This window comes from Brachybacterium sacelli (assembly GCF_017876545.1).
In the GTDB taxonomy this organism is placed as follows: domain Bacteria; phylum Actinomycetota; class Actinomycetes; order Actinomycetales; family Dermabacteraceae; genus Brachybacterium; species Brachybacterium sacelli.
This window is the reverse complement of the sequence record NZ_JAGIOD010000001.1, coordinates 411,582-431,704: the sequence shown is the minus strand read 5'-3', so window position 1 is coordinate 431,704 and position 20,123 is coordinate 411,582. Positions and strand designations below refer to the sequence as shown.

14 protein-coding genes are annotated in these 20,123 nt (G+C 71.5%); 2 read left to right on the top strand and 12 right to left on the bottom strand.

The window, feature by feature from the left end; genetic code table 11:
- Window positions 1–143 precede the first annotated feature (143 nt).
- The 3 genes from JOF43_RS01785 to JOF43_RS01775 all read right to left on the bottom strand — a co-directional run bounded on the left by JOF43_RS01785 (window position 144) and on the right by JOF43_RS01775 (window position 5,548).
- On the bottom strand, window positions 144–1,445 hold the full coding sequence (locus JOF43_RS01785; RefSeq protein ID WP_209898248.1) for an ABC transporter substrate-binding protein: 1,302 nt from the start codon (window positions 1,443–1,445) through the stop codon (window positions 144–146).
- Between the two features lie 437 nt (window positions 1,446–1,882).
- On the bottom strand, window positions 1,883–4,159 hold the full coding sequence (locus JOF43_RS01780) for a family 78 glycoside hydrolase catalytic domain (protein ID WP_209898245.1): 2,277 nt from the start codon (window positions 4,157–4,159) through the stop codon (window positions 1,883–1,885).
- Window positions 4,160–4,162: 3 nt separating this feature from the next.
- Window positions 4,163–5,548, bottom strand: a complete 1,386-nt coding sequence (locus JOF43_RS01775; RefSeq protein ID WP_342592060.1) for an MFS transporter — start codon at window positions 5,546–5,548, stop codon at window positions 4,163–4,165.
- Between the two features lie 374 nt (window positions 5,549–5,922).
- On the opposite strand from JOF43_RS01775, the gene JOF43_RS01770 reads away from it, so the two are divergent.
- Entirely contained in the window at window positions 5,923–7,215 is a 1,293-nt protein-coding gene (locus JOF43_RS01770) for an ABC transporter substrate-binding protein (RefSeq protein WP_209898242.1), read from the top strand.
- Window positions 7,216–7,320: 105 nt separating this feature from the next.
- Entirely contained in the window at window positions 7,321–8,310 is a 990-nt protein-coding gene (locus tag JOF43_RS01765) for a LacI family DNA-binding transcriptional regulator (RefSeq protein ID WP_245354168.1), read from the top strand.
- A gap of 156 nt (window positions 8,311–8,466) precedes the next feature.
- Here the strand turns inward: JOF43_RS01765 and JOF43_RS01760 are convergent, their stop codons facing one another.
- From JOF43_RS01760 to rhaI, 9 genes are all read right to left on the bottom strand, one after another.
- Entirely contained in the window at window positions 8,467–9,624 is a 1,158-nt protein-coding gene (locus JOF43_RS01760) for a hydroxymethylglutaryl-CoA synthase (protein WP_209898236.1), read from the bottom strand.
- Window positions 9,621–10,682 (bottom strand): hydroxymethylglutaryl-CoA reductase, encoded by a 1,062-nt coding sequence (locus JOF43_RS01755; RefSeq protein ID WP_209898233.1) that lies wholly within the window; start codon window positions 10,680–10,682, stop codon window positions 9,621–9,623. The genes JOF43_RS01760 and JOF43_RS01755 overlap by 4 nt, the downstream gene beginning before the upstream one ends.
- Complete coding sequence (gene fni, locus JOF43_RS01750) at window positions 10,679–11,818, bottom strand: type 2 isopentenyl-diphosphate Delta-isomerase (protein ID WP_209898231.1); 1,140 nt, start codon at window positions 11,816–11,818, stop codon at window positions 10,679–10,681. Before fni ends, JOF43_RS01755 begins: the two co-directional genes overlap by 4 nt.
- Window positions 11,811–12,908, bottom strand: coding sequence for a phosphomevalonate kinase (locus JOF43_RS01745; RefSeq protein ID WP_209898228.1), 1,098 nt, complete (start codon window positions 12,906–12,908; stop codon window positions 11,811–11,813). Before JOF43_RS01745 ends, fni begins: the two co-directional genes overlap by 8 nt.
- Complete coding sequence (gene mvaD, locus JOF43_RS01740; RefSeq protein ID WP_209898224.1) at window positions 12,905–13,876, bottom strand: diphosphomevalonate decarboxylase; 972 nt, start codon at window positions 13,874–13,876, stop codon at window positions 12,905–12,907. Before mvaD ends, JOF43_RS01745 begins: the two co-directional genes overlap by 4 nt.
- Window positions 13,873–14,838 carry a mevalonate kinase gene (gene mvk, locus JOF43_RS01735; RefSeq protein ID WP_209898221.1) on the bottom strand — a complete coding sequence of 322 codons (966 nt, stop codon included), beginning with the start codon at window positions 14,836–14,838 and terminating at the stop codon, window positions 13,873–13,875. Before mvk ends, mvaD begins: the two co-directional genes overlap by 4 nt.
- Before the next feature lie 263 nt (window positions 14,839–15,101).
- Window positions 15,102–16,676: a rhamnulokinase gene (locus tag JOF43_RS01730; protein ID WP_209898219.1), complete on the bottom strand. Its 1,575-nt coding sequence runs from the start codon at window positions 16,674–16,676 to the stop codon at window positions 15,102–15,104.
- A complete protein-coding gene (locus JOF43_RS01725; protein ID WP_245353987.1) occupies window positions 16,673–18,724 on the bottom strand; it encodes a bifunctional aldolase/short-chain dehydrogenase in 2,052 nt (683 codons plus the stop codon). The genes JOF43_RS01730 and JOF43_RS01725 overlap by 4 nt, the downstream gene beginning before the upstream one ends.
- A 2-nt stretch (window positions 18,725–18,726) precedes the next feature.
- Window positions 18,727–19,905, bottom strand: a complete 1,179-nt coding sequence (rhaI, locus tag JOF43_RS01720; RefSeq protein ID WP_209898212.1) for an L-rhamnose isomerase — start codon at window positions 19,903–19,905, stop codon at window positions 18,727–18,729.
- Window positions 19,906–20,123: the final 218 nt, after the last annotated feature.

Here is a 20,123-nt window from a genome sequence, read left to right as displayed (position 1 = left end):
GTCATGGGCCGCTGGCTTCCGCACAGGGAGGTCAGCGGCTCATGACTGTCGAATGACCACATGGTCCTCGGCGAGCGTCATCTGGCCCACGGTCGGCCGCGCGCGGGGACCTGGGATGAGGGCCGCACCGGACCGCGTGCGCCTCAGCGCTCGGGCTGCATCCCGGTGAGGACCTCGAGCATCTCGTCGGCGACGTCGGAGGTCGAGCGCTTCTCGAACAGGGACTCCTCCGCGAGCCGCGTGTACTGGTCCCCGAAGCCGACGCCGCTGGCGGGGGTCACCACCGGCGGCTTGACGACCTCCTCCTGCATCTCCTGGGCGAAGTCGAGCGAGATCAGCGCGTTCTCGGTCAGCAGCGGGCGCACCGCCTCCTGGATCGCCGGGAACGCCGGGATGCCGCGCTCGATCTTGAGCACCTCGGCCGCTCCCTCGTCGTTGAGCAGGAAATTCGTCAGCTCCGCCGCGGCCGTGGGATCGGCCGCCGTCGCGCTGAGCGACCAGTACATCGACGCCTTGTTCACCATCTTCGACTCGCCGCTGGTGCGCGCCGGCATGCGCAGCAGCTGCAGCGGGTCTCCGGTGGAGTCCTGGAAGGTGAGGATCTGGGAGCTCGGGACCTGCTGGAAGACGCAGCCCCGGGTGGCGAACAGGCCCTGCTCGAGGCTGGCCGAGGAATTCTCGATCTGCGCCCCGGCCTCTAGGGCGGCACCGGAGGAGGCGAGCTCGCGGCAGAACTCCAGCAGCGACACGATGGTCTCCTTGGTGACCAGCTCCTCGTCCTCACGGGGGAAGAGCTGCTGGTCGCCGGACTGCCGTGCCCAGGCGGCGAGGTCTCCGGCACCCAGACCGAAGCCGCTGGTCCCCAGGACGCCGTTGCCCGAGGACTTCCCCCACTCGGAGAGCTCCTGGCACAGGGTGTGGAAGTCGTCCCAGGTCCAGGTGGTGTCGTCGGGCAGGTCGATCCCGGCTTCCTCGAGCAGCGCGGGGTTCATGCCGGTCGCGTAGAGGTTGAAGCCGTTCGGAGCACCCACCAGGGTGCCGTCGGACAGTCGCCCCGTCTCCAGGATCGCCTCGTCCATCTGGGAGAGGTCGAGGACATCGGAGACTGTCTCGAGATCCAGCAGCGAGCCCTCGGAGCCGTAGGAATCGATGTAGGCCTCGTCCATCTGGATGATGTCCGGGGCGCTGCCGCCGGCGGTCTGGGTCGCGAGCTTGTCCCAGTAGCCGGACCATTCGCTGTACTCGGGGGAGACCTCCTGGTCAGGGTGGTCCGTGGTGTACATGTCGAGGACCTCTTGGGTGATTCCCGCGCGGAGGTCGCCGCCCCACCAGTAGACCCGCAGCGTGCCGTCCGCCGCTCCTCCCGCGTTGGGGCCGCAGGAGGCCAGGGCGGGGGCGGCCCCGGCGGCAGCCAGGAGGGCGAAGGCGGATCGACGAGAGAGCAAGGGTTCTCCTGTGCGGGTCGGAGGGGTGGAGTCAGGACGGTGACGTCGCGGTCAGCCGGTCGGGCCGTCGAGTGGTGGTCATGGCGACGAGGCGATGATGACGATGCGGTGGAGCGGAGCGGATCCTGACAGGAACCGGCGTGGGGCACGGCAGGTGACTCCGATCGATACTCACGTGAGAATTTTTCGGTCCAGCGGGCCGCCCGTCATGGCCGGCGTCACCAGTGTCGTCGTGGCGCCCCGTCAGGTCAACCGCTTTCCAGCGCGCGTCGGCGCCGCGCCGGGGATTCGTGCATCCGCCGAGAAGGACGAGTGCGGACGTCCCACGGGACGGACGTGTATGCGCCGGGGCAGGGGCAGGCCCTCCCACCTCGCGCATGCGGGCGCCCCGGGGATCGGCCCCCGGGGCGCCCGCACGATCGCGGCGGCGAGGTTTCTCAGAAGGTGTGCGTCCCGGGGCCGACGGGGCGGGTCGTGCCATCGGGCAGCACGAGGTCGGCCTCGGCTCCGTCGGGGATCGTGGCCCGCCCGTGCAGCCCGTCGGCCGCCTGCTCCCAGGACACCTCGATGCGGCCTGCCGCGGAGTCGTAGGCGCCCTTCGCCCAGTCGATGCCGGGGCCCGGGGTGGGCTGGATGCGGATCCGGCGATAGCCGGGCTCGGCGGGACGGATCCCGAGGACGACCTGGTAGATCCAGTCGGCGACGGCCCCCAGGGCGTAGTGGTTGAAGCTCGTCATCTCGCCGGGGTTGATGGAGCCGTCCGGCAGCATCGAGTCCCAGCGCTCCCAGATGGTGGTCGCGCCCATGGAGACGGGGTAGAGCCAGGAGGGGCAGCCCTCCTCGAGCAGCAGCCGGTAGGCGTCCTCGACGTGGCCGGTCTCCGACAGCGCCCAGGTCACGAACGGAGTGCCCGCGAAACCGGTGGAGACTCGGTAGCCGGCCTCGCGCACCACCTCCGCGAGGCGCTCGGCGGACAACGGCCGGGTGGACTCCTCGAGCAGATCGAAGGAGATGGCCAGCGCGTACACGGTCGCGCAGTCGGAGAGGACGCGGCCGTCGTCGCTCACATAGGCCTCGGTGAAGGCGCTCAGCGTGCGATCGGCGAGGTCCTGCCAGCGGGACGCGTCCGCCTCCTCGCCGATCAGCCGTGCGGTCTCGGCGGCGAAACGGGCCGAGCGGATGAGGCAGGCGGTGGCGACCACGCCCTTGTCGGCCTTCGCCGCCGCGGGGTCGTGCGGGGAGGCATCCGGGTCGAGCCAGTCGGCGAACTGGAAGCCGGTGTCCCACAGGCCGCTGGGGGACAGGGCCCGTTCCACGGACTCCAGATGCAGCACCATGCCGGGGTAGTGCCGGCGGAGGCGCTCGAGATCGCCGTAGGCGTGCCACAGGGCCTCCGCGACCCACACCACGGCGTCGCCCCAGATGGCGGTGGGGACCTCCTGCTCCTCCTCGGCGAAGGGATCGTCGCCGTTCTTGCGCAGCTTGAGGATGTCCGGCACCACGAAGGGCACGAAGCTCAGCGGCGGCAGGCTCGCCTCGGCGTGCACGTCCAGCAGCCAGTTGTGCAGGAAGTCGGAGACGTCGAACTGGTAGGCGGCGGTCGCGGCGTAGGCCGCGATGTCACCGGTCCAGCCCAGGCGCTCGTCGCGCTGGGGGCAGTCGGTCGGCACCGCCAGGAAGTTGCCCCGCTGGGACCAGACCGAATTGCTCACCAGCTGGTTCACCCCGGGGTGCGAGGACTCGAACCAGCCGGTGCGGCGGACGTCGGAGTGCACCACGACAGCCTCGATGTCGTCGGCCGTGAGCGTGCCGGGCCAACCGCTGATCTCCGCGTAACGGAAGCCGTGGAAGGTGAAGGTGGGCTCGAAGGTCTCCCCGGCATCGTGACCGGCGAGGATCACGTGGTCGGTGGCCTTCGCCGAGCGCAGCGGGCGGGTGCCGAGCTCCTCGTGCTCCAGCACCTCCGCGTGGCGCAGGGTGATCTCGGCGCCGGCGGGTCCGGTGACGGTGAAGCGCAGCCAGCCCACCAGGTTCTGTCCGAAGTCCAGCAGAGTCGCCCCCGAGGGGGACGTCCAGATCTGCTCGGGGTGGCGCGTCTCGTGGCGGGTGATCAGCGGTGAGGCCTGCTCGATCAGCCTGGTGCGGTCGATCTCGGTGACCTGGACCGGGCGGGGGTCGCCGGCGCCGAGACGGCGGTCCTCGTGCTGGCCGTCGTAGATCGTCGCGAAGGTGATCGGGGAATCGGTGGCGGTCCAGGACTCATCCGTCGCGATCGACTGGGTGGAGCCGTCCTGGTAGGTGATGTCCAGTGTGGCGAGGAGGGAGTTCTCGTCCCCGTAGTTGGCTTCGGCGTCGGTGAAGCCGAAGTCGCCGTTGAACCAGCCGCGCCCCAGCACCACGGAGAGCTCGACGTCCTCGGTGCCGGAGCGCACGTGCTCGGTGACGTCGAAGCGCTGGACCTGGAGGCGGGACTCGTAGACGGTCCACCCGGGGTTCAGGACGGATTCTGTGGCGGGAGCGCCGTTGACGCTCGCGCCGTAGACGCCGTGCGCCGTGGCGACCAGCTCGGCATGGGCGACGGTGCGGGGGCCCTGCTCGAGGGTGACCCGGGTGGCGAGCACGGGGGCTCTCCCGTCGGTGCCGACGGCGGTGATCGCCTGAGCGGTGCGCAGCGCCTCGGCGGCGGTGGTGGTCGTGGTGTCGGTGGTGGTCATGGCTCACCTCTCGGTCGGGGCGTACTGGGTGCTGGGAGCGGACATGGGCGGTGTGACGGGTGGTTCCTGCGTGGTCCAGGTGCTGTCGGCGCGGAGTCCGCCGCCCGACAGCGCGGCCTGGGCGTCGGCCAGGTTCTTCTCCTCGATGTCGAAGGTGCTGAATCGGGAGTTGCGGAACCCGAGCCAGCCTGCGGTGACGCCGATGAGCACGACGGCGGTGAGGGAGCCGTAGAGCAGCTTCGGTGTGGTTGCGAGGGCCGGGGTCACCAGGGCGACGCCGGCGGCGACGACCCGGGCGACGGCGATGATGCTGCCCTGCACGGACGAGCGCAGCAGCGTCGGGAACGACTCCTGGCTCCAGACCTTCATGATGGCCTCGAAGGCGAAGGCGCCGCCCAGGCCGTTGAGCACCTGCATCGCCAGCCAGACGGGGATGGAGAAGCCGAGGAGCACGGGCAGGAGGTAGGAGACCACCAGGCAGATCGCCCCGAACACGAAGTAGTGCATGCGCAGGCGGCCATCGACGATGCGCATGAACCACAGTCCCCACAGCATGCCCAGCGGCATGCCGAAGATCCCGATGAGCGAGTTGACCTGGACCGAGAGACCGACCACGTTGACGGCGATGTAGGTCCCGAACTGTCCGCCGGTGTTCGCGCCGATATTGGTCAGGGTGTAGAAGACCAGCAGGGCGAGGAAGGGGATCAGGAAGATCTTCTTCCCGAGGACGTCCTTGATCCCGGTGCGTTGCGCGCGCACCGTGTCGACCCCGGAGGCACGCTCCGTATGCGCCTCGGACCAGGTGGTGGACTCCGGGATGGTCACTCGCAGGACGAGCACGGCCAGGGCGACGATGCCGACGTGCCCGAACAGGATCTGACCGCCGAGCTGGCCCAGGCCCCCGATGATCGCCGACAGCGCGTTGGTCGCGAGGATGCCGCCGAACCAGAAGATCTGCGAGAAGCCCAGCAGCTTGCCGCGGTTGGTGCTGCTCGCCGCCTCGGAGATCGTCGAGAGGGAGACGGGAAGGTCGGCACCGCTGCCGAGGCCGAGGAGGACGGTCCCTGCGAAGAGCCCCGCGAAGCCGGGGGCCAGCACCAGGAGCATGCAGCCGATGACGACCATCGCCATCGTGACGATGAAGACCTTCCGGCGGCCGAAGCGGTCACCGAGCCGGCCTCCGGTGAGCGCCCCGATGGCGATGCTCAGCGTCAGGGCGGCGGAGAGGATGCCGATCTGCCCGCCGGTCACTCCGAGGGTCTGCTGATAGAGGACGAGAGCCGTCCCGGAGCTGACGATCGCCGCGGCATCGATGTAGGAGGCCATGCCGCAGACGATCGCCACCCACCACGGACTGGGCGGCGCCTTGTGGGCTGTTCGTGGTCGCACACTGTTCTCCTTCGAACCGAGGTCGGCCTCCGTGGCGCGGAGCTCCTGAGATCCGCGCACTTGCTGAAACGACTCAACGGGGCCGGCGCCAGCGTAGCGACTCTTGAAACGACTCACAACCCGGGTGCCGAGATCGCCTCCGGGGCTCGACCCCCAGTTCGGCGGCCAGTTCGCACGGAAAGCGCTTGCGAACCGAATGATGTCGCTCCGTGCCCCACCATCGGTGCAATCGCTGCAGTGGGGTCTCGAGCGTGTGCTCCGTCGGACGGGAAAGCCTTTACACGTTTCAAGAACCCTGCCTACACTCTCGGCACCCCCGGGTCGAGGCTCGCCAGCCCGCGATGCGGGAACCCACGATCGAAGGAGATCGGCCGATGCCCACCCGTCGCACAGCGCTCGCCCTGCCGGCGGCCCTCGCCGCCCTGACGTCCCTGGCCGCCTGCGGGCCGAACTCCCCGGGCGGCGCCGGGGGCGGGGACCCGGACTCGATGCGGTTCGCCTGGTGGGGGAACCCCGAGCGCGACAAGCTCACGCGAGCGGCTCTGGAGGCGTACCAGGAGGTCGCCCCCGATCTCACCATCTCCGCGGAGCCCGGGGACTGGAGCGGCTACTGGGACAAGCTCGCCACCCAGGTGGCCGGCGGCGAGGCCCCCGACGTGATCCAGATGGACGAGGGGTACCTCGCCGAGTACGCCAGCCGGGAGATCCTCCTGGACCTGGCGACCTCCGAGGTCGACACCTCCGCCTTCGAGCAGGCGGCGCTGGACGCCGGTCGGGTCGAGGACGGCCTGTTCGCCCTCAACGCCGGGATCAACGCCCCCGTCCTCCTCGCCAACCCCGAGGTCTTCGAGACGGCGGGGGTCGACCTGCCCGACGACACCACCTGGACCTGGGAGGACCTGGTCGACATCGCCACCAGGCTCTCGCAGAGCACCCCGGAGGGCACCTACGGGGTCCAGCAGTTCGGCACCGGCGGGGGTCCGCCGCTGACGGTTTTCCTGCGTCAGCTCGGCGCCGAGCGGTTCGGCACCGACGGGGTCGGGTACTCCGCCGAGCAGCTCCAGCAGTGGATGGAGTTCGCGCTGCTGCTGCAGGACAGCGGCGCCGCGCCGCCCACCGCGGTCGCGGTCGAGGAGACCGGTCAGTCCCTCGACCAGTCGCTGTTCGCCGTCGGCCGGTGCGGCCTGCAGTCCCAGTGGTCCAACCAGGTCGTCACCTTGGACGCCTCGCTCGGCGGTGCGTCCGTGGTGCTGCGGATGCCCTCGATGACGGGCAGCGCTGCCGATGCGGAGCTCTGGTACAAGGCCTCGATGTACTTCTCGGTCGCCGCGACCTCTCCGCGCCAGGAGGAGGCGGTGGCCTTCGTCGACTGGCTCGTCAACAGCCCCGAGGCGGGGATGATCCTGCTCGCCGAGCGCGGCGTGCCCGCGAACCTCGACGTGCGCGAGGCCATCGTCCCCGAGCTCACCGACTCCGATCTCAAGGCCGTGGACTTCATCGAGGCGATCGCGGGCGAGCTGGGCGACCCGCCGCCGATCACCCCGCCCGGCGGCGGCGCCGTGGACGATGCCCTGGCCCGCCATGTGGAGGACGTCCTGTTCGGGCGCATGGATCCCGCAGCCGCGAGCGCGTCCGTGATCGAGAAGGCACCGGGTCTGCTCGGCTGAGCCCTGCGCGATATGGTCCAGTCAGCATGGTCCCGGGGCGCGTCCTCGGGGCGGAGGGTTCGATCCGAGGAGCGTGGGGGAGTGGGCGGAGCCCGGCTGGTGAGCATGAAGGACGTCGCGCGGCAGGCGAACGTCTCGGTGGGCACGGTCTCCAACGTCCTGAACCGCCCGGACATCGTCTCCGGCGACCGCCGGGTGCGGGTCGAGGCGGCGATCGCCGAGCTCGGCTACGTGCGCAACGATGCCGCCCGCCAGCTCAAGCTCGGCCATTCCCGCACCGTCGGCGCGATCGTCCTGGACTCCGGGAACCCGTTCTACGCCCAGCTCGTCGGCGGCATCGAGGCGGCGGCGGAGGCCTCCTCGCTCGCGGTCATCGCGGGCAGCACCGGCAACCGGGAGCAGCGCGAACGCCTCTACCTCTCCCTGTTCGAGGAGCAGCGGGTGCGGGGCATCCTGCTGGCCTCCGCCGGCGGCACCGACGACCTCGTCGAGGGCATCCGCCGCCGCGGCACCCCCGTCGTGCTCGCCGAGAGCGCCCGGGACGCCACCGGTGGCTCCTCCGTGAGCGTCGACGACATCGCGGGCGGCGAGATCGCGGTGCGGCACCTCGCCGCCCAGGGCCGACGCCGCCTCGGGGTGGTCGCGGCCCGTCAGGACCTGCGGCAGGTCGCCGACCGCCTGCACGGGGCCCGTCGGGCCGCGGCCGGCGTCGGCGTCGAGATCGAGGTGCTCGAGGCCGAGGACCTCACCGTGCTGGCCGGGCGCACCGCCGGTGAGGCCGTGGTGGCGCGAACGCGCGCCGAGCGGCCCGACGCCGTGTTCTGCGTGAACGACCTGCTCGCCGTCGGGGTGCTGCAGGCCTTCGCCTTCCGCCACCAGATCGCGGTGCCCGAGGAGATCGCGCTCGTGGGCTACGACGACATCGCCTTCGCCCGTTCCACCGTGGTGCCGTTGACCTCGGTGGCGCAGCCCGCCGACCTGATGGGCCGCACCGCGCTCGCCCTGCTCGAGGAGGAGATCGCCCGCCGTGATGCCGCGCCTCGACACGTGAGCTTCACGCCGACCCTCATCGAGCGGGAGTCGACGACGGGCTGAGCGCGCTCGTGCGGGATCGCCGCCGGCATCGGGGGCGCCCGGCTCCTCCGGGGCCACCGCGGAGTCCTGCACCGCTCGCTCCCACTGGTGGACGTGGACCACTCAGGAGCCGACAGCAACTCTCCGCGGCGAGGGGCGTGCTGCGGGAGCAGAGGCTCAGGCCTGCCTGACCTCGTACTGCCGGGCCTGCCGGCGGATGCCGGTGAACCGGAACGGGCCCTGCGTCACGCGGGGCGTCTCCCAGTCGGTGTCGCTGGGATGTTCGGCCGAATGCAGCTCGCGGTACTCCGCCAGGGTCAGTGGGACGCGGCCGTCCAGCTCCGCCTCGACCGCGTCACGCCGCCGCAGCGACTGATAGCCCGGCTGGACGATGCCGGTGAAGAACTCCCCGACCGCCCCGGAGCCGTAGCTGAACAGGCCGATGCGCTTGCCCGCCAGGGTGTCGTCGTGGTCCAGCAGCGAGGCGAGCCCCGAGTACAGGGAAGCGGTGTAGGTGTTGCCGAGCTCGCGGTTGTAGGGGAAGGTCTCCTCCTGCAGGCTGTCCTTGAGGTCCGCCCCGGTGTGCTGGGCCAGTCCCTTGAGCGCCTTGCGGGCCATCTTCGTGAACGGCTGATGGAAGCAGAAGCGGTCGATCTCCGCGACCTCCACACCGCCGCGGGCGGCGAAGTCGTCCCACGCCGTGGTCAGCGCACCGAGGTAGGCGGTCAGCGACAGCCGCCCGTCGACGACGGCGGTGGTGGAGTCGTTGGGGCGCCAGAAGTCGTCGACGTCCCGCGCGGCCACGCCGGAGACCGGCTCGATCGCCAGCAGCGCAGGATCTGCGGTGACCAGCATCGCCACCGCGCCGGCGCCCTGGGTGGGTTCCCCGGGGGAGTCGAGCTCGTAGCGGGCCACGTCGCTGGCGATGACCAGCACGCGCTCTCCGGGGTTCCGCGCGACGATGCCGAGGGCGGACTGCAGCGCCGCGGTGGCCGCATAGCAGGCCTGCTTGAACTCGACCACGCGCATGGTGCGGGGCAGGCCCAGCAGCTCGTGGACGAACAGCCCCGCCGACTTCGACTGGTCCACACCCGACTCGGTGGCGAACAGGACCGTGCGGATCCCCTCGGTGCCGTGGCGCTCGAGCAGGGGCAGCGCGGCGGCAGCCCCCATGGTCACGATGTCCTCGTCGGCGGCCGGGACGCTCATGCGGTCCTGCCCCAGTCCGACGCGGAACTTCGCGGGGTCGACGCCGCCTGCCTCGGCGAGCTCGGCGAGGTCGATGACGTGGTGCGCCGTCGAGACCGTGAGGTCATGGATACCGATCGACGTCATGCGTCACCCTTTGCGGTTCGTCGTTCCATGGCGACGTGCGCCGCCATCAGCTCTCCTGGATTGGTCTGCGCCGCCAGCAGCGACAGCTCGCCGCACAGCACGGTCGCTGCGATGATCGCCGCCAGCCGGTTCGCGTTCTCCCCGTCGGCGCGCTCCTCGCGGCACCCCAGTCGCCGCAGCGCCTCCTCGACGGCCGGGAGGTTCTTGCCGTTGCCCACGGTGCCGACGATCAGGTGCGGCAGCGAGCAGGAGAAGTACAACCCCTCCTCACGCTCCTCGGCGAAGGTGATGCCCTGGGAGCCCTCGACGATGTTCGCCGCGTCCTGGCCGGTGGCGAGGTACATCGCCAGCAGCATGTTCGCGTAGTGCGCATTGGCCGAGCGCAGCGACCCGGCGACGGTTCCGCCGACGAGGTTCTTGCGCACCACCAGGTCGACGACCTGCTTCGCGGTGGTGCGCAGGGTCTTTGCGACCACCTCGTGCGGGATCAGGATGTCGGCGACGACGCGGCGGCCCCGTCCCAGGTCGCCATTGACGGCGCTGGGCTTCTTGTCGGTGCAGTAATTGCCGGAGATCGACCCGTACTCGAGCCCCAGGTCCCAGGACAGGATGGTCTCCATGAGGGCCTCGGCGGCCTTGGTGACCATGTTGTGCCCGGAGGCATCCCCAGTGGACAGCGCGAAGCGCACGAACAGCAGGTTGCCGACGATCTCGGTGTGCAGGTCCAGCAGGCGGGCGAAGCGGCTGGTGGCCTCGACGGTCGCGCTCAGCTGCTCCTGGCGCTCGTGCAGGACCTGGTCGGCGGAGTGCGCGACGGCGGCGTCGGGGGCGACGAACAGGCTGGAGCGCGCCATGCGGGCATCGATCAGGGTGGCGCTGATGCCACCCTCGACGAGACGGGAGACCTTGGCGCCGCGCCCCACGGAGGGCCACAGCGGGCTCTCGTAGGTCGCCAGCGGTACGTCGATCTCGCCGCTGGCGGCGTTGCCGCTGAGGCGTATCGGGCCGACCCAGCGGGTGGGCACCGGGGTGTCGTAGGAAGCGGTGCGTTCGCTCATGTCCTGGTCCTGGGTCGCGACGGCGGGGCCGCCTGGGTGGTCGGGTCGGTGACCGGCTCGGTGTCCGGGCGATCACGGCGGGCGTAGCCGGCGGCGTCGAGGCCGGTGAGCTCACAGAACTCCCGCACCCGTCCGCGCAGCAGCAGGTCGGTGCGGGTGAGGGCGGCGGGATCGTCGGCACCGAACAGGGCCAGCAGCTCCGTCAGCTGCGACAGCCATCCGCGGATCACGGCGGTGGCCTCCTCGGCGTCGCCCGAGTAGGCAGGCTTCAGGAAGGCCCCGGCGACGCCGGCGGCCCGCGCGCCGAGGGCGAGCGCCTTGACCACGTCGAGCGGGGTGCGCACACCGCCGGAGGCCAGCAGCGTCGGGGAGGGGTCCGGGGCGTCCAGCAGGCTGCACACGGCCGACTGGCCGTGCCCCGCCAGGAAGGAGTAGTCCTCTCCGGGACGGCGCGCGTCCTCGATGCGCGCGAAGTCGGTGCCGCCGACTCCGCTGACGTCGGCGAGCTGCACGCCCATGTCGTGCAGTCGGGTCAGGGTGCGGCGGCTGAGTCCGAAGCCGACCTCCTTGACCAGCACCGGGACGGGGGCAGCGGCGACCACGGCCTCCAGTGCCCGGGGCCAGCTGGAGAAGTCGCGCGTGCCCTCGGGCATCACGGTCTCCTGGACGGCGTTGAGGTGGACCTGGAGGGCGTCGGCCTCGAGCAGGCCCACGGCGCGGCGGGCCTCCTCGGCGCTGCGCCCGATGCCGAGGTTGGCCATCACGAAGCCGTCGGGGTTCTCCTCGCGGATCACCCGGAAGCCGGGTGCGGTGGACGGGTCGTCGAGCGCGATCCCCACCGAGCCCGAGGCCATCGGGATGCCGGTCTCGCGGGCGGCGATCGCCAGGGCGCGGTTGACGCGCGCGGTGCGGTCGGTGCCGCCGGTCATGCCGTTGATGTAGACCGGTGCGCGCCAGGTCCACTCCAGGACCTCCACGTCCAGGCGCACCCGATCGGCGTCGAGGCCGTCCAGCGCGTGGTGGAGGATCTGGACGTCATCGAAGTCGGTGCGGGCCACGGGGGCGGTCTGCTGATCGTGGGCCAGGCGCAGATGATCGTCCTTGCGGCGCCCGCTGGGGCTCGCGGACTCAGTCATCGCCGTTCTCCTCCGGCCGCTGCACCGACATGTCCAGGCGCCGGATGTCGTGGGTCTCCCACGCCGACAGCAGCGTCTCCAGCGGGGCGTCGGTGGGGGCCAGGACGATGCCGCAGTCCCCGCCGCCGGCGCCGGAGGGCTTGGCGGCGGTGCCGTGCTGCTCGGCCAGATCGCACAGCAGACGCAGTTCGTCGGTCTCGATGTGGATCCCGCTGGTCTCGCCGAGGCGCTGGAGCAGGCGGCGGGCCCGTCCGATGACCTCGAGGGCGCGGGGGCCGTCGTCGGCCAGAAGGCTCTCGACCAGGGCGTCGACGCACTCGCGGCTCTCGTCGACGAAGCTCTCGTAGGGGCTGGCCGTGCGCCCGCTGGGCGGTCGCACGCCGCCGACCAGGCGCTCGGTGGAGGCGGGCGATCCGGTCCAACCGACCAGCAGCTCCAGCGAGGTCGGATCGGGCAGCCGGTCCACGCGGTGCGGGGACCAGCCGGGGGAGGTGAGGGCCTTCGTCACGCCGTGACGCTCGAGGCTCTCGCGCAGGGTGACGCGGTCGGGTGCGGTGTACCGGATCCAGCCGCCGTAGGTGGAGGCGGCCACGTCCCCGCCGGAGGCGTTGGGGGCGACCGTGATGGTCGAGAGCAGGGCGAGGCGGAACCGCTCGGTGCGGGTCAGCCCCATCCCGTAGAACTGGTCGAGGGCCTGCACCACGGCGACGGTGACGGCGGCGGAGGAGCCGAGGCCGAACTTGCGTCCCGAGGAGTCGTCGAGATCGGACTCGATGTGCAGGTCGAAGTAGTGGGCGGGCAGTCCCCGCTCGTCGCGCAGCCGCTCCATCAGCGTGATCGCGCTGACCACGTAGTCGTAGGGCTGATGCTCCAGGACGATGCTCACGGGGTGCTCGGGGCCCTCCGCGCGGGTCCACACCACCGGCGCCTGTCCGTACTCGCGCGAATGGACGCGTCCGACGTCGTCGCTGGGGGTGAGGCGGACCGTCAGGAAGCGGTCGACCGTGATGAGCACGGCAGGCTCCCCTGGCTCGACGACGGCGTACTCCCCGGCGATGAAGAGCTTGCCCGGCGCGCGGGTGACGATCATGCGCAGTCCTCCTCGGTGATGAGCTGGGCGCCGGGGCCGGCGCCGACGATGCTGATCTCGCCGTGGCCGGCGAGGTGTCGGGACACGGCCCGGGCGTCCTCGGGGCGGCTGATCACGACGACGTTGGGGCCGGCGTCGGCCGTCGCGTAGGCCTCCACCCCGTCGGCGCGTAGCTGCTCGACCGCGTCGAACACGGCGAGGGACGCGGAGCGCAGGTAGCGGATCGGCGGATCGCTGGCCTGGATCGCGGCGTGCATGCGCAGCGCGTTGGACTCGGTGATCTCCCCGACGCGGGTGAAGTCGCCCGCTCGGCAGGCCGCGGCCATCTCCTCGAGGCTGCGGGCGGTCGAATCGACCCAGGCGGTGTAGTACGGCGAGGTGCGCGCGGTGCGCCGCATCGCCTCACGGCTCGAGATCTTCTTCTGGCCGGGGTCGACGGTCACGATGATCATGCTCATCGCCGGTCCCTCGAGCGGTTCGGCGAAGGAGGAGGCGTCGTCGTCCCCGGCGTGCCAGATCGCCAGGCCGTCCACCAGGGAGCGGGTCGCCGAGCCGGAGCCGCGCCGGGCGAGCCGGCTCAGCTCCTCGCGGTCGAGGTCCAGGTCGTAGGCTGCGGCGGAGGCGACCGCGAGCGCGGCGAAACCCGAGGCGGAGGAGGCCAGCCCCGCTCCGGTGGGGGCCTCGTTGTGGGAGCGGACGACGGCGCGGGCGGTGGAGCCGGCGCGGGAGCGGACCAGGTCGAGGAAACGGGTGACGCGCTCGGCCTGTCCCGCGTCGGCCTCGGCACCGTTCAGCGCGAAGCGGTCCCCGGCGGCGGACGGCTCGAGGGAGACCGTGGTGGTGGTCGCGTAGGCGTCCAGCGTGAGCGAGAGGCTGCCGGCGGCGGGCAGCATGAGCTCCTCGTCCCGCTTCCCCCAGTACTTCACGAGCGCGATGTTGGGGTGGGCGCGTGCCGTCGCCGTGGTCATGCCGTCTCTCCGATCACCGTGGTCCACACCTGTGCTGCTCCGGCCTCCTCGAGCGCGCGGGAGAGCGGCCCGGCCTCGGCCACGGACGGGGCGAGCGCGATGACGCACCCACCCTGACCGCCGCCGGTGAGCTTGGCGCCGGGGGAGCCGGCGGCATGCGCCGCCTGTACGAGGGTATCCAGCTCGGGGCTGCTCACGCCGAGCCGGACCAGCAGCTCCTGGGCGCTGCGCAGGCGAAGGCCCAGCTCCGCGTGGTCCCCGGCGGCCAGGTCAGTGACGGATCCCTCGGCGAGCTCGCCGAGCCGGGCGATCGCGGTGTCGACCATGGCCGGGTCGCGATCGCGCAGGGCCCGGACCGAGGCGACGGCCCTCGAGGTCGCTCCCGGCTGTCCGGTGTCGGCGATGACGAGGGTGACGGCGGAGCCGACGGGGAGCGGCTGGAAGGCGCCCCTCTCGAAGCGGATCGGGGTCTCGGCGACGACCGTGCGGGCATCGATGCCGCTCGGGGTGCCGTGGGCGGCGCGCTCGGCCTCCTGGATGAGCTCGTGCTCCTCGGCCACCTCGAGCGTGATGCCGGCGGCGTCCGCGACCGCACGCACGATCGCGGCGGCGATGGCGGCGCTGGAGCCGAGACCGCGCGCGATCGGCAGGGCGGACTCGGTGACCAGCTCGAATCCTTCGGTGCGGGCGCCGACCCGAGCCGCCGCGGCCCGCCAGGCGGCCTGGACGGGGGCGAGGCGCGAGGGGGCGTCGGAGGAGGGGCCCTGGTAGAGGGAGCTGCTGATCAGGGAGCCGGCCGTCGGGCGCAGGGTCGCCGTCGAGGTGAGGTTGCTGACCGGAACGGCGATGGCGGGGGCGCCGTAGACGACGGAGTGCTCCCCCAGCAGGATCGCCTTCGCGTGAGCGCGCCCGGTGCCGAGGACGGCAGGGGCGTGCACCGGGGCGGGGGGTTGTGAGGTCAATCGAGCTCGTGAACCTGTCTCGTGAGTACGTCACCTGCAAAACGTCGCGGCCCAAAGTATCTGCGCCATGACCAGCATGGGACATGAATGTGCTTGGAGCGATACCTCTCGGGTGATCCTCACGGGACTCTCACGATTTGTGCACCTGGGCGTGGTGGGCGCCTCCGGGGATCTCGTGGGGGGATGCTGTAGCGATCGGGACCACGGCGCCTTCCGGGCCCCTTTCTGCGGGGCCCCGCCTTCGGGTTCCGGCGTCCCGGCCCCTAGGCCGGAGACGGCTGGAAGGTCTCCAGCTCCACGCTGGCGCGCACCAGCTCGCGGATCGAGCTGCGGCCGGCGGGGACGGCACCGAGCGCCGCGGCCTGCAGCGCGAGGTTGCCCAGCGCCGTCGCCTCCATGGGCCCGGCCACGACCTCGAGTCCCAGCGCATCCGCCGTGAGCTGGTTGAGCAGGGCGTTCTGGCTGCCGCCGCCGACGACGTACAGGCGCTCGGGTCGCGCCACGCCCGCGAGGCGGCAGGCGGTGGCCAGCTCCTCCCGATAGGTCTGGGCCAGGGACTCGAGGAGGCAGCGCACCACTTCGGCGGGGGTGGTGAGGACGGGATCCGGCGTGCTCGGTCGCGCGCCCGTCGGTCGCGCCGCGGCGATCACGCGGTCCGCCATCCGCCCCGGGGCCAGGAACTGCGGATCGGTGGGGTCGATGAGCGCGCGCGCCGGGGGCCCGGTGGCGGCCTCGGCCAGCAGTCCCTCGAGGTCCACGTCGAGCCCTTCGTCCTGCCACTGCCGGATCGACTCGCTGACCAGCCACATCCCCGCGACGTTCTTGAGGAACCGCACGGTCCCGTCGATGCCGCCCTCATGGGTGAACCCGGCCTCGAGGGCCTCGGTGGTGGGGGCCGACGGGGGCAGCTCGAGGCCGATCAGCGACCAGGTTCCCGAGGAGATGTAGGCCACCGGGCCGTCGCCGTGAGCGGGCACGGCGAGCACGGCGGAGGCGGTGTCGTGGGAGCCGACGGCGATCACGGGCACGTCCCCGATCCCGAGCTTCCCGGCCAGTGCCGGCCGCACGGTGCCCAGCACCTCGCCGGGGGCGATGAAGGGTGCCAGCAGGTCCCGGTCCACGCCCGCGGCCGCCAGCAGCTCCTCCGCCCAGCCGTCGCCGCCCACGCGCAGCATCCCGGTGCTGGAGGCGTTGGTCAGCTCCGTGCGGCGCTGTCCGGTCAGCAGATGACCGATCGCATCGGGGAGCATCAACAGCGTCGACCCCGCGGGCAGACCGGCCACGCGGTCGTCGGTGAGCAGCTGGTAGAGCGTGTTGAAGGGCTGCTGGGCGATGCCGGTCAGGGCGTACTGCCGCTGCCGGGAGACCTGCTGGGCGAACGTCTCGGCGACCCCGTCGGTGCGGTGGTCACGATAAGCGATCACCTCGCCGCGACGAGTGCCGCTGCCCGGGTCAGGGAAGCCGTCGGCGTCGCGCTCGTCGGGACCGACGAGGGCGTAGTCCACCGCCCAGGAATCCACCCCGATCGCGGAGAGTCCTCCGAGTCCCCGCCCCACGGCCAGGTCGTGGGCCGCGCGGAGTCCTCGGCGGATCTCGGTCCAGAGGGCGTCGAGATCCCAGCACAGGTGTCCGTCGACCCGTACCAGGTGGTTGTCGAAACGGTGCGCAGGGACCAGCTCGATCCGTCCCTCGACGACGACACCGAGCATGACGCGGCCCGAGGTCGCCCCGAGGTCGACGGCCGCGAGCGCACAGGGCCCGGCGCGCCCCGACGCGGCCGGGCCGACCTCAGCAGGGCCGCGACCAGATGGGCCGTGGGGGTGCTGCGGGCCGCTCATCGCAGGAACGCGGCCGCGACCCCGGCATCGACGGGGATGTGCAGACCGGTGGTGTGCGAGAGGTCCCCGGCGGTCAGGGCGAACACGGCGTTCGCGACGTTCGCCGGCAGCACCTCGCGCCGCAGCAAGGTGCGCTGGGCGTAGAACTCGCCGAGCTTGTCCTCCTCGACCCCGTACACCTTCGCGCGCGAGGCGCCCCAGCCGCCGGCGAAGATGCCGGAGCCGCGCACCACGCCGTCGGGATTGATGCCGTTGACGCGGATCTGGTGGCTGCCGAGCTCTGCGGCGAGCAATCGCACCTGGTGCGCCTGATCGGCCTTGGTCGCGGAGTAGGCGATGTTGTTGGGGCCGGCGAACACCGAGTTCTTCGAGGAGATGTAGATGATGTCCCCGCCCATGGCCTGGTCGATCATCACCCGCGAGGTCTCTCGGGAGATGAGGAAGGAGCCTCGGGCCATGACGTCGTGCTGGAGGTCCCAGTCCTTCGCGGTGGTCTCCAGCAGCGGCTTGGACAGCGAGAGCCCCGCGTTGTTCACGATCAGGTCGAGACCGCCGAAGGCGAGCACCGCGTCGGCCACGGCCGCCACGACGGCGTCCTCGTCGGAGACGTCGGCGTGCAGTGCGACCGCCATGTCCGGGCCGCCGAGCTCCTCGGCGACCGTCTCGGCGCCGGCCAGGTTCAGATCCGCGATGACGACGCAGGCGCCCTCGGCGACGAGGCGCTCGGCGGTCGCCTTGCCGATCCCGGAGCCGCCGCCGGTCACCAGCGCCACGCGGGTCGCGAGCGGCTTGGGCTTCGGCTTGCGCTGCAGCTTCGCCTCCTCGAGAGCCCAGTACTCGATGCGGAACTTCTCGGACTCCTCGATGGGGGCATAGGTCGAGATCGCCTCGGCGCCCCGCATCACGTTGATGGCGTTGAGATAGAACTCGCCGGCCACCCGGGCGGTCTGCTTGTCCGCCCCGAAGGAGAACATGCCGACCCCGGGGACCAGCACGATCGCCGGATCCGCGCCGCGCATCGCGGGGGAGTCCGCGTCGGCGTGACGCTCGTAGTAGGCGGTGTAGTCGGAGCGATAGGTCTCGTGCAGCTCCTTGAGCCGGGCCACCGAGTCCTCGACCGACGCATCGGAGGGCAGATCCAGCACGAGGGGCTTCACCTTCGTGCGCAGGAAGTGGTCGGGGCAGGAGGTGCCGAGCTCGGCGAGCTGCGCGAGCTTCCGGCCGGCGAGGAACTCATGGACGGCCTCGGTGTCCGTCCAGTGGCCGACCATCGAGGAGTCGGTCGAGGCGAGCCCGCGGATCACCGGGAACAGGGCGGACGCCTTCGCCCGTCGCTCGGCCTCCGCCAGCGCCTCGCGGGAGGTGTCGTGCGCGCCGAAGGGTTCGTCCGTTCCGGTGCGCTCGATGAAGGCGGTCGCCTCGGCGATGATCCGCAGCGAGTTCTCCTGCGCCTCCTGGGAGCTCTCGCCCCAGGCGGTGATCCCGTGACCACCGAGGACGCAGCCGATGGCCTGCGGGTTCTCCCGCTTGATGGCCGCTATGTCGAGCCCCAGCTGGAAGCCGGGCCGACGCCACGGCACCCACACCACGGCCTCGCCGAAGCACTCGCGGGTCAGACGCTCGCCCTCGGCCGCCGTGGCCAGCGCGATCCCGGCATCGGGGTGCAGGTGATCCACGTGCGCGGAGTCCACCAGGGCGTGCATGGCGGTGTCGATCGAGGGGGCGGCGCCGCCCGTGCCGTGCAGGCAGTAGTCGAAGGCCGCGACCATCTCGTCCTCGCGCTCCACGCCCGGATACACGGACTCCAGGGCGCGCACGCGGTCCAGACGGAGCACCGCGAGGCCCTTCTCGGTGAGGGTGCCGAGGTCGCCGCCGGATCCCTTGACCCACAGCAGCTCGGTCACCTCGCCCGTGACCGGGTCCGTGTCGGTCCCCTTGGCGGACGTGTTCCCGCCGGCGTAGTTGGTGTTTCGCGGGTCCGCGCCGAAGGTGTTGGAGCGGGCCAGCAGGTCGGCGATCGTGCCGGTCGCGGTGGTCTTCTCGGTCATGCTCAGGCTCCCCATCCCATCTGGTTGCCGCCCACGCGGTCTGCGGCGACCTTCTGCTCGTAGCCTGAGGCGCGAAACGCGGCGAACGGATCGGCCGGCAGCCCCTGCTCCTCGCGGAAGGCGGCCAGGGCTGGGCGCACATCGGTCCAGAAGGCGTCCATCAGGATCGTGTTGGCCTCGAGCACGTCGTGGCGCTCCTGCGCATCGGCTAGGGCGGCACGGTCCACCAGCAGTGCCTTCGCGAGGGTCTCCTGCACGTTCAGCACCGAGCGGATCTGGCCCTGGATCTTCGACTCCAGGTTGTGGCACTGGTCGAGCATGAAGTTCACGCCCGAGGCCGGGCGGTGCGCCTCCTGCTGGGTGATCTCGAACAGGATCCGGAACAGCTGGAAGGGGTCGGCCGCCCCGACGATCAGGTCATCGTCGGCGTAGTTGCGGGAGTTGAAGTCGAAGGCGCCGAGCCGGTCCTGGCGCAGCAGCTGGGCGACGATGAACTCGATGTTCGTGCCAGGGGCGTGGTGGCCGGTGTCCAGCACCACCTGGGCCTGCTCGCCGAGAGCCAGGCAGTGCAGCAGGCTCGTACCCCAGTCCGGGACGTCCGTGTGGTAGAACGCCGGCTCGAAGAACTTGTACTCGAGCACCAGGCGCTCGCCCTCGCCCAGGCCGCCGTAGATCTCCCGCAGCGACTCCGCCAGGCGGTCCTGGCGGGCACGGATCGAGTCCTGGCCCGCGTAGTTGGTGCCGTCGGCCAGCCAGATCTTCATCTCCGTCGAGCCGGTCGCGCGCATGACGTCGAGGCATTCGAGGTGGTGGTCGATCGCCCGGCGACGCACCGCGTGGTCGCCGTGGGTGAGGGAGCCGAACTTGTACTCGTCGTCCTGGAAGGTGTTCGAGTTGATCATGCCGAGCGTCATGCCCTGCTCGGTGGCGAACTCGCGCAGCGCCCCGAAGTCCTCGACCCTGTCCCAGGGGTAGTGCAGCGAGACGCGAGGGGCCGAGCCGGTGAAGGCGTGGGTCTGCGCGGCGTCGGCGATCTTCTCGTACGGATCGCGCGGGGTGCCCGGGGTGCCGAACACCTTGAAGCGGGTGCCGGAGTTGCCGTAGCCCCAGCTGGGGACCTCGATCGTGAAGTCGGCGAGGTCGCGGGCGACCTCGGCGGGGAGAGCGGAGGGGGTGGGCATGGTGGGGCTCCTTCGGGACCGGGTCTCGCCGCCCGTCGTGTCCTCGCCACTGACGGTGCGATCGCCGCAGCGGGCTGCAGGGCGAGACTCCTGCTTGAAACGACTCAACAGCAACCGTAGCACGAGGTCGGCACCCGGTCGACGGTCGCGGAGTCGGTCGGCGGCTCGTCGGGAGCGCCTGTCGATCCGTGACCATCGGGCGGGCCCGTCGGGGGCGC